Origin of the sequence: Streptomyces geranii (assembly GCF_002954775.1) — a bacterium.
In the GTDB taxonomy this organism is placed as follows: Bacteria; Actinomycetota; Actinomycetes; order Streptomycetales; family Streptomycetaceae; genus Streptomyces; species Streptomyces geranii.
Genome location: NZ_PJME01000038.1, coordinates 38,928 through 50,712, shown reverse-complemented (window position 1 = coordinate 50,712; position 11,785 = coordinate 38,928). Strand labels below are relative to the sequence as shown.

The following is an 11,785-nucleotide window of genomic DNA, read 5'->3' as shown; positions in this document are numbered from 1 at the left end:
CCATCGGGCTTCCCGCACGTGCGGGCAGGCGGGGGAGCGTTCTGGGCGGGTGATGCGTCAGCGCACGCCTGCCGCGTCGAGCAGGGTGGTCACCGTGGGTGCGATGAGCCCGGTCAGGTTGTCGGCCTGGATTCCCGCGCGGGCGCTGGCGCCGTCGAAGACCAGGCTGAGCTGCCGGGCCAGCAGGTCGGGATCGGCCGCCCCGCCCTGCTCGGCTTCGCCACGGAAGAAGGACGTCAGGTTCGCCTTGACCTGATGGGCGACCCGGCTCGCGGGGTGACTCCGGTCCTTGAGTTCGATCTGCACGGCCAGGTACCGGCAGCCGTGGAAATCGGAGGCGCCGGCCTGTGACTCCACCTGTGCGAAGACGTGCAGGATCCGCTCGCGGGGTGACCGGCTGTCATCCGCCGCAGGCAGGAGAGTCGCCACGTAGGCGGAGGCGCGCTCCTTGAGGCTTGCCGCCAGGAGTTCGTCCTTGCTCTCGAACAGCTGATACATGGAGCGCTTCGACACCCCCGCCGCCTTGCACAGTGCGTCGACGCCGATGCTGACGCCGTCTCGGTAGGTGAGCGTGGCCGCTGCCTCCAGCAGCCGCTCTCGGGAGTTTGACTTCGCCTCGGTGGTCATACTGCGAGGTTAACTCGATTCCGGCCCGCTGAAAACCGATCGGTTTCCGCTACTCGTGGGAGCGATCCACGGTGCTGGATGATGATGGCTGTCGGCCTTGGTGCGGCCGTACTCTCGGGCTTCGTTACCCGTGGGGAAGCGGCGCGGCCTGAACCGCCCCTCCGGAGCGGCGGGCACCGCCCTCGTATGCGCCGTCGTGGTCTCCGGAATCGGTGCGCTCACCCTCCTTGCCGAGTTCGGTGCGCCCGGCGTCGCTGGCCTGCCGCCGCTGCGACTGTGCTCGGTGGTGCCCCCAATGGTCGGAGTGTCCCACCGGCCTCGGAAATTCAGCCCAGACCGTGCGTGCCCTCTAGCGGCGATGATCGCTTCGCCGAAGACGGAACGCGCGGGACCCTCTCGGAGGGCCCCTGTGTTCCCTGCGCTGATGTGTGCTTGGAGAGCACCAATCAGCGCAGGGCATCCTTTACGACAGTGGATTCGGGCTCAGTGGGCGATGACAGGCTCGCCCTCCGACGGCGCCAGGGCCGCGTTCGGCATCAGGAACGCCGCGAGCACCGCGCCGACCACGAAGATCCCGGCGCCCCACGCCAGGGTGGCCGTGTAGCTCTCGACCCCGGCCTGGGCCACGGTCAGGGCGCCGGGCTTGTGCGAGGACAGGTAGTCGGTCGCGGCCGATGAGGCGACGGTGGTCAGCAGCGCCGTGCTGATCGAGCCGCCCACCTGCTGGCTGGTGTTGATCAGTGCCGAGGCGACGCCGGCGTCCTCGTGGTGCACGCCCGCGGTCGCACCCTGGAACGCGGTGGTCATCACCGCACCGATGCCGAGGCCCAGCAGGATCATGCCCGGCATGATGTCGGCGACGTAGCCGCTGTCCAGCGTGAGCCGGGTCAGCAGGGCCATGCCGGATGCGGAGACCAGGAAGCCGGCGCTGACCACGATCTTCGGGCCGACCCTGGGCAACAGCAGTGAAGGCACGGTGGTCGACGCGGCGACGATGCCCCCGACCATCGGCAGGAAGGACAGACCGGCCTCGATCGGCGAGTAGCCGATGCTCGCCTCCAGGTAGTAGGTCAGGAACAGGAAGATCGAGAACATCCCCATGCCCAGGACGAACACCGCCAGGAACGAGCCGCCTCGGGTCCGGTCCAGCACGACGCGCAGCGGCAGCAGCGGATGCGCGACCCTGAGCTCCAGCCAGGCGAACACCGCGAGCAGCACCACGCCGCCGATCATGGAGCCGAGGGCGACCGGGTCGGTCCAACTGGTGGACTCGACGTGCGCGAACCCGTAGACGATGCCGAACAGCGCGGCGCTCACCGTGACGGTGCCGGGAACGTCGATTCTGGGTCGCTCGGTGACCACGGGCTTGGCCAGCAACAGCAGCGCGCCGACCAGCGCGACGCCCGCGAAGACAACGTTCACGTACATCACCCAGCGCCATGACGCCCATTCGGTGAGCATGCCGCCGAGCAGGAGTCCGACCGCGGCGCCCGCACCGGACAGCGCGCTGAAGATGCCGAACGCCTTCGGCCTTTCGGCCGGGTCGGTGAAGGTCACGCTGAGCAGTGAGAGTGCCGCGGGTGCGAGCAGCGCGGCGAAGACGCCCTGGGCCACACGCGCCGCGACGAGTATGTCGAAGCTGCCGGCCGCGCCGCCGACGACGGATGCGCCCGCGAAACCGATCAGGCCGGTCACGAAGGTCGTACGTCGGCCGAACAGGTCACCGAGTCGGCCCCCGAGCAGCAGCAGGCTGCCGAACGCCAGGGCGTACCCCGTGATGACCCATTGCCGACTGCCGTCACTGAAACCCAGGTCATGTTGCGCTTCGGGCAGCGCGATGTTCACGACGGTCGCATCGAGCGTGACCATGAGCTGCGCCACACCCAGCACGACAAGCACCCACCAGCGCACGGCATGGGAGCCGCGGCGGCCCGAGTCTGTTTTCCCGGAGGCGGGCGCCCCACGGTCGAAGGTGGTACTCACTTTTCCCCTTAGCTGCTGGTCATAGGCCCATGGACCGACCACCGGTCGGAAACCGATCTGTTTCCGCCTAGAAAAACAGATCGGTTTCCACAGCGCAAGTGAACGGGCCCCGTCGGGCTTGCGCCTGGAAACCGATCGGTTTACCGTAACGAGGAAACCGAACGGTTTCTCATTCTGTGGAGGCAGTCATGACCGTCCTGAAGGGCGCCAACGTCTTCGTCACCGGCGGCAGCCGAGGCATCGGCAAGGCGCTGGTGGAGGAGCTGTACGCGCGCGGCGCCGGCAAGGTCTACGCCACGGCCCGCGACCCGCGCAGCGTGACGCACCCCGACGCGGTCCCGGTGGCGCTGGAGGTCACCGACCCGGCCTCCGTGGCGGCCGCCGCCGCACAGGCGCAGGACGTGACCGTGCTGATCAACAACGCCGGTGCCTCGGTCGGCGCGTCCTTCCTCGGCTCCCCGGTCGACGACGTACGCCGGGAGTTCGAGACCAACTTCTACGGCCCGCTGCTTCTCACCCGCGCCTTCGTGCCGGTCATCGAGCGCAACGGCGGCGGCCACCTCCTCAACGTGCACTCCGTGCTCTCCTGGATCGCGCTCGACGGCTCCTACAGCGCCTCCAAGGCCGCCCTGTGGTCGCAGACCAACTCCCTGCGCCTGGAGCTCCAGCCGCGCGGCATCGCCGTCACCGGCCTGCACGTCGGCTACGTGGACACCGACCTCGCGGCCGGCGTCGAGGCGCCCAAGTCCGACCCGCGTGACGTCGCCGTACTCGCCCTCGACGGGGTCGAGACAGGTGCGTACGAGGTGCTCGCCGACGACATCTCGCGGCAGGTCAAGGCGGGCCTGGCCGGCGACCTGGCAGGGCTGTACGCCCAGATGACGAAATAACCCCCTTCACACACAAGGAGTCGGCGAGATGCCCGACCGCGAGTCACATCCCACGATCCACATTCCGGGAACCACCAGCCACACCCTCGCCCCGCGCGCGGGACTCGACGGCCGCGAGGGAGCCCTGCGCTACCTCAAGGCGGGCACCGGCGCTCCCCTGGTCCTGCTGCACACCGTGCGCACCCAGGCCGAGCACTTCCGCCACCTCATCCCCCTGATCGCGGACCACTACACCGTGTACGCCCTCGACCTGCCGGGGATGGGCTACTCCGAGATCGTGCCCGGGGCGTCGTACGACGAGCCGGCCATGCGCGCGGGCGTCGAGCGGCTCCTGACCGAACTCGACCTCCACGACGTGACGTTGGCCGGGGAGTCCATGGGGGCGGTGCTCGCCCTGACCACCGCGGCCGATCTCCCGGAGCGGGTACGACGCGTCGTCGCGGTGAACACCTACGACTTCCGCGGCGGAATCGCCCGGTCCAGCCTCCTCGCCCGTGTGGTGGTCAGCGGTGTTCTCTCCCCGGGGGTGGGCCCGGTGATCGCCGGGGTGGAGCCCAGGCCGGCTCTCCGCGCAATCCTTCAGGGCGGCCTCGGCGACAAGAGCGCGCTGCGGGCCGACTACGTGGACGAGCTCCTCCAGGTGGGAAGCCGCCCCGGCTACCCGACCGTCGCCCGAGCCGTGTACCAGAGCCTGCCCAGCCTCATCGCCGCCCGCTCGCGCTACCGCGAGGTCAAGGCCCCCATCCACCTCGTCTACGGCGAGAAGGACTGGTCCCGCCCCTCGGACCGGCAGGCCAACAAGGAGTTGCTGCCGACCGCCGACTTCACCCAGGTCCCCAGGGCGGGCCACTTCATCGCCCTGGAACGGCCCGACGTACTGGCCGACCTGCTGACCGCGGTGGCCTGACCCCCGGGACCACCGGCCTGAGGTGCGGTGCAACCCCTCGAAGGGAAAATCATGAAAATTTCTGTCATCGGCGCCGGGGCCATCGGCGGCAATCTTGCCCGCAAACTCAGTGGGGCCGGTCACGACGTCGAGGTGGCGGGCGCGCGTGGCCCCGAGGCCGTCGCCCCCGACGTGCTGGAGACCGGCGCCCGCGCCGTGGCACTCGAGGACGCCGTCGAGGACAGGGACGCCGTAGTCCTGGCCATTCCCTTCGGAGTGGCGGGAGAGCTGGCCGACCTGTTCGCTTCCGTACTCGCCGAGACGGTGGTCATCGACACCTCCAACTACTACCCGCATCTCAACGGGTGGATCGAGGCGGTGGAGGACGGTGTGGTGGAGAGCGTGTACACCTCCGAACTCCTTGGGCGCCCCGTGGTCAAGGCGTGGAACGCCGCCCTGGCCGAAACCCAGCGAACGAAGGGTGTCCCCGCGGGCACTCCGGGCCGCATCGCCATCCCGGTCGCCGGCGATTCCGAGGAAGCGAAGGGTGTGGCCATGCGTCTGGTGGACGACACCGGATTCGACCCCTACGACGCGGGTGCACTGGCCGACTCCTGGCGCCAGCAGCCGATGAGCCCCGCCTACTGCACGGAGCTGACCCTGAACGAGCTGCCGGCTGCCCTGGCCGCGGCCGACCCCGTCAAGGACGCAGCCGTCCGCGACAGCATGGCAGAGCGCTTCGCCGCCCTCGGTGCCGAGCCCACCCTGGAGGACATCGTCGAGATGAACCGCGCCGCCCACAGATGACGACGCCTGCCGTTGGCCGCGACGCACACCCCGTAGGAGAGGTCCCTGCAACTCCTCTCGGGCCGACCGTAGGGGCGCGGGGATGGCCGGATCCGATTGCTGTCCGTTCCCCGGTGGTGTGCCCCCCCGCAGGTGTAGGTGTCAGGGCCTGGCTGCGAGCGCGTCCTGGCGCGGTGTGAGCCTGATGCCGACTCGCGAGTCAATCGGTCCGGGTGCGCAGGCTCCGCGCCAGGACAGGGATCATCACCGTCGCAGGGACGAGGTGCAGCCCGAGGAGGGCGGTGGTGGTGGCGGTGTTCGCCCCGGAGAGGAGGGGCGGGACCAACGAGATCGCGGTCAGCGACAGTGCCGTCCACACGAATCGCTCGGCGGGGCGAGCGTTCCAACGACGAAGAGCGACGGCAATGCCGATGCCCACGACCGAGAAGAAGCCGGTCACCACGGCGAACCCGGACAACGGGATCGTCTCGCCACCGTCGGGGACCTTGAAGTCGACGCCGACGGCCTGGGCAAGCGCCGCGGCGAGGGCGGTGGCCGCCGTCGCCGCGAGAGCGGCCAGGAAGCCGGTGCCGGTGAGCCCGCGGAGTGGGTGGGTGTGGCTGGTCCGGCCCGATGCCGCGCCGGTGACGACCCCGGTGTCCTTCATGCTGTTCATGTTGGCGTTCCTCCATCATTCGGTAACTGGCGTACGGGTGTTGACCGGCAGGTGACGGTCCTGGCCCTTGGGGTGACGATGCGCACCCTCGCCGTGCGACGGCCGGGGTTGCGCAGGGCGCGGACGCCGGTGCCGTGGAGCCAGAACCCGGCGCCGCGTTCGAGGACCGGCCCGGGCTCGCCGTCGCGCAGCTCCAGCTGCACCCGCCCGCGGGTGACGACGCCGAACGCGTCGTACCACTGCGCCGCGACCACCGCGACACGCGTGCCACCGCGCAGCGCGAGCGTCCGCACGAGGAACTACTCCGTGCCGTCGGCGGGCAGGCGCTCCGGCAGCCCGAGCCGCGGGAACCGGTCGTCGTGGAAGGTGACGATCTCGGTGATCGCTCCGCCGGTGATGCGCAGGACGTCGATCGTCAGCGGCAGGTACGCGCCCTCCCGCTCACGCCAGTGGTAGAAGGCGAGGGCGGGCTGCCGGTTCACGGAGGTGAGGACGGCGCGCAGGCCCTTCATGCCCTCGAAGCCGCTCTCGACCCAGTAGGTCACCACCGTGTCGCGGCCGACGTACAGGCCCGGCGTCGGCGGCATCGAGCACCGGACGTCGTCCCGCAGCAGGGCCGCGAGCCTGTCGACGTCGGTCGCGACGCTGGCCTCGGTGAAGCGGCGCACCAGCTCCCGCATCCCGGCGTCCTGTTCGCCGCCGGTCCAGTCCTGCCGCTCGGCGGGCAGATGCTCCCGCATGCCGGCGCGGGCCCGCTGCAGCGCGCTGTTCACGGAGTTGACGGAGTCCCCGAGGAACTCCGCGACGCCCTTCGCCGGCCAGCCGAGCACGTCCCGCAGGATCAGCACGGCCCGGGGGCGCGGCGCCAGGTGCTGGACGGCGACCAGGTAGGCCAGCTCGATCGTCTCCCGTGCGACGGCGAGGGCCTCCGGCTCGTCCGCGTCACCCGCGGGCAGCTCGTCCAGCAGTCGGTCCGGGTAGGGCTGCAACCACAGCACCTCGCCGCCGGTCGCGGGCTCCGGGCGGCACTTGGCCAGCAGGTCCAGGCAGGCGTTGGTGGCGATCCGGTACAGCCAGGCCCGGAACGTCGACCGCCCCTCGAAGGTCTCCCGCCGCCGCCAGGCACGCAGGAACGTCTCCTGCACGGTGTCCTCGGCGTCCTCGAACGACCCGAGCATCCGGTAACAGTGCACGTGCAGCTCCCGCCGGTGCCGCTCCGCCAGCGCCGAGAACGCCGGCTCGTCGACCTCGCCCAGCCCGCTCACGCCCAGCTCCTCCAGCCACGTGTCCGCACTCATCACGTCGTCCCTCCGCCTCGTCGTGTCCCGTCGTAGGTATGACGGGAGCGGACGCGAAAACTCATCACCAGGGTCGGTCGGCACGGCTGATCCAACGGCGGATCCGGTGGCGGAGCACGACGCACGGTACGACGAACAGGGCACCGCTCCGGCGCGTTGCGCAGGTGTACTGGGTCACCCGGCGCCACTTCGCCGGTGACCACGGCGCTCTCACCGAGCGGATCGGCGACACTCTGGTCGGCCTCGGCCGGCGCATGTGGCCCACGGCCACTCTCGGCGAATCGGACCTCGCCGAGATCACCGCACCCTCGTCCACGAATGGCACGCCGAACACCTCCGCACGACCAAGGCGTACCGCCTCCTGACAAGCATCAAGGAGACGACCGTGGACGACGACCTGATCAGGCACCACCCGCGCCGAACCAAGGGAGCAGGCAAGGAGAAGGCCGCGTTGATCTATCAACACTCCGACGACGATCGACAGCAGAAACCTGCTGCCGTGCCAGAACCGGAGACGGTCGACCCCGGCGATCAACGTTCTGGCACGAATCTGGCCTGCGGTGACTAGCCAACGGCGACAGCAAAAAAGGTCCAAGTCGCTGACCTGGACCCTCGTAATGGAGCGGGTGACGAGAATCGAACTCGCACTCTCAGTTTGGGAAGCTACGGCGCTTGGGTAGGCGGATGGATCTGACCTGGGCATATGTAGCCGGGCGTGGCGCCCGAAGGTGCAGGATCGCACCGTGGTTGACCGGTCTTACGGGCACGCCGTTCGATCGGAGTTGCAGGGAGCCCCTCTTGGTGGCTGAGGAGTTGCTGAGCCCTGGAAGTGAGCGCTGGGCGGAAGGATGCCATTGCAGGAGCGCACGGAGGAGGGTTCAGCGGCGTCCGGACAACTCGGGGCGGAGAGGGGTCGAAGAGGCTTCAGCAACGCGGGCCTGATCGGGGTGGACACCGCCGAGGTGGTAAAGCGGGCCGACTTCAGGGAGGGGGCTCGAGAGGAGGTGTCGGTCATCCGGTCAGGCCGCAGTGGCGGGGCGTGGAATGCCGTGGAAGACCTGGCTGGTGTGCCAGGCGCGGTGGTCGGCTGCGACAGGGCGTGCGCCTGGCTGCGGGCCGATGAGTGGACGGCCCCTGAGTGCGACTACGTGCTCGCGGGCGGCGGGGCTGTGGCCGACGAAGTGCTGGGAGACGAGTATGCGGTGGACGTCGTCGACCCCGAGGACGCCCTTGTCGAAGAGCTTGTGGTGCAGCGAGCAGAGGCACAGCCCGTTGTCGACGTCGTCCGGGCCGCCGAACGCCCACCACCGTACGTGTGCGGCTTCCAGCCCGACCGGGACCGTGCCGATCCTGCCGTCGTAGCCGCAGAAGGCGCACCGGTACTCGTAGGCGGTGAGGACCAGTTCGCGCATGCGCCGGTCCCGCTGTCTGCGGGCGGGCACGAGGTGCCCGGTCTCCGCCGGCTCCATTTCCAGGCCGACGGCTTCGCACAACTCGCTGTGGAGCGAGGGCGGGAAGTGCAGGTCGAGCAGTAACCGCGCCATCCGACCCAGCAGTTCGGGTTCGCCGCGCAGGGCGGTTCGGAGTTCCGGTGCGAGGCGGCCGGTGGCGCCCGTCTCCCGGAGAACCCGTACCCCAGTCCCGGGGCTGCCGGGCCCGAGGTCGGTACGCACTTCCCACACGCCGTCGCTGACGAGGTGGTGGAACGGGTAGGCGGGCGTTGTCCTGTTGGGCGGGCCGTACTCGGTCAGCAGACTCTGCAAGTCCTCCTCCACCGCGCTGTAGCGGAGTTCGCTGTCGGCGTCCTGCTGGAACCGGCCGAGGGCGTGCAGGAGCAACAGCGGCTTGTGCGGGGCGCGCGTTCCGCTCCTGGTCCACTGCCTGAGCTTCGCGATCCGCCCGAGCCAGTCCATGGCCGGTGATCGTAGTGAGGTTTTGAGTTGAGTGCGTCGGAGTCCCGATCGAGTGTCGCTGGAGGCTGGGCCGAGGAAGAGGCAGGGGAGGAGGCCAAGCCGGTGCACTCCTTATGGATATCGATGATCGTCGCGGAACGTCATGGCAGAAACGACGCTCGATTCTGAGGAATCACCTATCAGGGGAAATCGGCTGATGGGCTGTCAGCCACGCCGCTAGCGTCACGATCGTCACGTGGGCACTCAAATGCCCCGCCTGCCCCAAGCGCATAGGACGACGATGAAGATCAAGCGCGTTCGCATCGAGAACTTCTGTTGTCTGCACAAGGTGGACGTGTCCTTCGAAGACATCACCTCCTTCATCGGACCGACCGGGGTCGGCAAGTCCACCGTGCTGCGTGCGCTCGACTGGTTCTTCAACGGCGAGAAGGGTGTCGCCCTCAGCGACGACGACATCCACGAGGGCGGCCGTATCTCCGTGGAGGTGGAGTTCGACGGACTCACCGATCACGATCGCCAGAACCTCGGGCGGTACGCGCCCGACGGCGTCGCGAGCGTGAGTATCTGGCGTACCTGGCAGAACGGCGAGGACAAGATCACGGGCAAGGCGCTCGCGTACGGGCCGTTCGAGGAGGTGCGCAAGAACGAGAAGGCCATGGAACTGCGCCGTGCCTATGACCAGTTGAGGGAGAGCGACACGAGCCTGGGGCTGTCGACCGCCGGGACCAAGGACAAGGTTCTGGAGGCGATGCGCACGTGGGAGTTGGCCAATCGCGACCGTCTCACCGAGGCCGAGGTCGAGGACACGCACTTCTTCGGCTTCGCCGGGCAGAGCAGGCTCGCCCAGCTGATCGACTTCGTGTTCGTCTCCGCTGATCTGCGGGCGTACGAGGAGGCCGACGATCAGAAGGCGACCGCGCTCGGCCGCATCCTCGACCATGCCGTGGACCGCTCACAGGCCAACGAGCAACTCGGCGAGATCGAGGAGAACGCTCATCTGGCCCGGCAGGAAGTGCACAGCAAGGTGTACGGCCCCGTGCTGGACGAAGTGTCGGCCGCGCTGTCGGCGGAGGTCGCCAAGTTCACCACTGGACGCGAGGTGGTCGTGACCCCCACGGTACAGGCTCCGAGGCCCGCCCGAACAACCTTCCAGGTGAGCATCCGGGACGGGGCTGCCCATACCTCGGTGCACCGGCAAGGGCACGGCTTCCAGCGCGCCCTGATCATCGCGGCGCTGAAGTACCTCGCCGACCGCAGGCGCTCTGCCGACGGCATGCGGACGCTGTGCCTGGCCATCGAGGAGCCCGAGCTTTTCCAGCACCCTCCCCAGGCGCGGACCTTCGCGAAGGCGCTCCGCGAGCTGGTCGCCACCTCGCCGCAGGCGCGTACTCAGGTCATGTACGCCACTCACAACCCGGTCTTCATCGATCCGAAGGGGTATCACCAGATTCGGCGCCTGGGCCGCGCTGCCGGCGAGGGGCACCCCGTCACCGAAGTGTGGCAGGCCACGGAGGAGGACCTGTGCGGGGCCTTGGACGGGCTCGTCGACAAGAAGGTGATCAGGAGCAGGACCGAGGGCACGCTGAGCGGTGCGCTGGCAGAGGGCTTCTTCGCCCATGCCGTGGTGCTGGTCGAGGGGCGCGGGGACGAGGGAGTGATCACCGGTTGCGCGGACCGGTCAGGGATCAACCTGGGCGCGGAGGGCATCAGCGTCATCGAGGTCCACGGCAAGGACAACCTCATGATCTCTGACGCACTCTTCAGCGCCCTGGGCGTGCCCTGCTACGTCGTGTTCGACGGCGACGCCGGTATGGAGGAGCGCAAGCGGGAGTCGGTGCAACATCTCATCCCGCAGCAGCCGCAGGACAAGGAGCAGGAGTTCGAGCGCCAGGCGCGGAACAACCGCACCAAGAACGCGAATCTTCTCCGGTACCTGGGTGCGACGCCCGATCCCCAGCCCGCCGACGGCTCGACCGGCCGCTACACCGTATTCGAGGACACCCTGGAGACCCACCTCAACGAGCACTGGCCGACCTGGGAGGAGCGCAGGCGGGAACTCGTCCGTGCCGGCGAAGGTGTCGACGGGAAGAACGCGGCGACATATCTGGAGGCGACCCGAACGGCCGCTACGGAGCCCCCGTTCTTGCTGCACGCCTTGCTGGAGAACGTCCGTTCGCTGACCGGGCGGCGGTAGCCAGCAGGCTCCCTTACGTGGGCTCGCGGTTCCAGGCCGACTACAGACCAGACGCTGTGGAAGGGTGTCGACTTGGCGGCTCGACCCTGTTCCTCTTCGCCCAACGCCGGACGCGGTGGCGTGTCCGTTCCTGTCTGGAGTGACCCCGGCGAGATGACGTCGTTCAACCACTACGCGCTGGGTGCCGTGGCGGACTGGCTGCACCGGACCGTCGCGGGACTCGCCCCGGCCGAGCCCGGCTATCGCAGACTGTGCATCGCTCCCCGCCCCGGGGGAGGAATCCGCCGGGGCGACGCGCGCCTGCGGACGCCTTACGGCGGGGCGGCCGTTCGGTGGACCCTCGACGGTGGCGTCTTCTCCCTGTACGCGAGTGTGGCCGCCCAACACGGGTGCCGAGGTGCTGCTGCCGAGCGGGGAATTGGTGGAGGTGGGCTCGGGAAGCCACCGATGGACGGTCGTCAGTGAGGGCAGCGCCGTCAAAGACGCTTGACGAAGGTCGTGTCACGGTGATGACGCCGTCATCCCCTCGGCT

Annotated in this window: 13 protein-coding genes; 7 read left to right on the top strand and 6 right to left on the bottom strand. The window is 69.0% G+C overall.

Annotated elements, in window-relative coordinates; genetic code table 11:
* Nucleotides 1–57: 57 nt before the first annotated feature.
* The gene (locus CW359_RS32785; protein WP_105973836.1) at nt 58–627 is read right to left on the bottom strand and encodes a TetR/AcrR family transcriptional regulator; all 570 of its coding nucleotides are present in this window, start codon (nt 625–627) and stop codon (nt 58–60) included.
* 483 nt (nt 628–1,110) lie between these two features.
* Nucleotides 1,111–2,610, bottom strand: coding sequence for an MFS transporter (locus tag CW359_RS32780; protein ID WP_105973835.1), 1,500 nt, complete (start codon nt 2,608–2,610; stop codon nt 1,111–1,113).
* Between the two features lie 188 nt (nt 2,611–2,798).
* Here CW359_RS32780 and CW359_RS32775 point away from each other — a divergent pair, with 188 nt between their 5' ends.
* From CW359_RS32775 to CW359_RS32765, 3 genes are read left to right on the top strand one after another with little or no spacing between them, the layout of a single operon-like run.
* The gene (locus CW359_RS32775) at nt 2,799–3,500 is read left to right on the top strand and encodes an SDR family oxidoreductase (RefSeq protein WP_105973834.1); all 702 of its coding nucleotides are present in this window, start codon (nt 2,799–2,801) and stop codon (nt 3,498–3,500) included.
* Between the two features lie 28 nt (nt 3,501–3,528).
* Nucleotides 3,529–4,407 carry an alpha/beta fold hydrolase gene (locus CW359_RS32770; protein ID WP_105973833.1) on the top strand — a complete coding sequence of 293 codons (879 nt, stop codon included), beginning with the start codon at nt 3,529–3,531 and terminating at the stop codon, nt 4,405–4,407.
* A 51-nt stretch (nt 4,408–4,458) separates the two neighbouring features.
* On the top strand, nt 4,459–5,193 hold the full coding sequence (locus tag CW359_RS32765; RefSeq protein ID WP_105973832.1) for an NADPH-dependent F420 reductase: 735 nt from the start codon (nt 4,459–4,461) through the stop codon (nt 5,191–5,193).
* A 199-nt stretch (nt 5,194–5,392) separates the two neighbouring features.
* On the opposite strand, the gene CW359_RS46065 is transcribed toward CW359_RS32765, so the two are convergent.
* The 3 genes from CW359_RS46065 to CW359_RS32755 are packed head-to-tail and all read right to left on the bottom strand — an operon-like array spanning nt 5,393 to nt 7,146.
* Entirely contained in the window at nt 5,393–5,848 is a 456-nt protein-coding gene (locus CW359_RS46065; protein ID WP_198655483.1) for a DUF6069 family protein, read from the bottom strand.
* Nucleotides 5,845–6,141: a hypothetical protein gene (locus CW359_RS46060; RefSeq protein WP_198655482.1), complete on the bottom strand. Its 297-nt coding sequence runs from the start codon at nt 6,139–6,141 to the stop codon at nt 5,845–5,847. Before CW359_RS46060 ends, CW359_RS46065 begins: the two co-directional genes overlap by 4 nt.
* A 6-nt stretch (nt 6,142–6,147) precedes the next feature.
* Nucleotides 6,148–7,146 (bottom strand): RNA polymerase subunit sigma-70, encoded by a 999-nt coding sequence (locus CW359_RS32755; protein ID WP_105973831.1) that lies wholly within the window; start codon nt 7,144–7,146, stop codon nt 6,148–6,150.
* 164 nt (nt 7,147–7,310) lie between these two features.
* Between CW359_RS32755 and CW359_RS47685 the strand changes: the two genes are divergently transcribed.
* Together CW359_RS47685 and CW359_RS47680 are read left to right on the top strand one after the other, a co-directional pair.
* Nucleotides 7,311–7,511: a hypothetical protein gene (locus CW359_RS47685; protein ID WP_408647544.1), complete on the top strand. Its 201-nt coding sequence runs from the start codon at nt 7,311–7,313 to the stop codon at nt 7,509–7,511.
* A 20-nt stretch (nt 7,512–7,531) separates the two neighbouring features.
* The gene (locus CW359_RS47680; protein WP_408647543.1) at nt 7,532–7,714 is read left to right on the top strand and encodes a hypothetical protein; all 183 of its coding nucleotides are present in this window, start codon (nt 7,532–7,534) and stop codon (nt 7,712–7,714) included.
* Nucleotides 7,715–8,165: 451 nt separating this feature from the next.
* Here the strand turns inward: CW359_RS47680 and CW359_RS32745 are convergent, their stop codons facing one another.
* The gene (locus tag CW359_RS32745) at nt 8,166–9,059 is read right to left on the bottom strand and encodes a phosphorothioated DNA-binding restriction endonuclease (protein WP_105973830.1); all 894 of its coding nucleotides are present in this window, start codon (nt 9,057–9,059) and stop codon (nt 8,166–8,168) included.
* Between the two features lie 280 nt (nt 9,060–9,339).
* Here CW359_RS32745 and CW359_RS32740 point away from each other — a divergent pair, with 280 nt between their 5' ends.
* Nucleotides 9,340–11,253, top strand: coding sequence for an ATP-dependent nuclease (locus tag CW359_RS32740; protein ID WP_105973829.1), 1,914 nt, complete (start codon nt 9,340–9,342; stop codon nt 11,251–11,253).
* A 120-nt stretch (nt 11,254–11,373) separates the two neighbouring features.
* On the top strand, nt 11,374–11,718 hold the full coding sequence (locus tag CW359_RS32735; protein WP_232838716.1) for an alpha-L-rhamnosidase C-terminal domain-containing protein: 345 nt from the start codon (nt 11,374–11,376) through the stop codon (nt 11,716–11,718).
* The last annotated feature ends 67 nt before the right edge of the window (nt 11,719–11,785 follow it).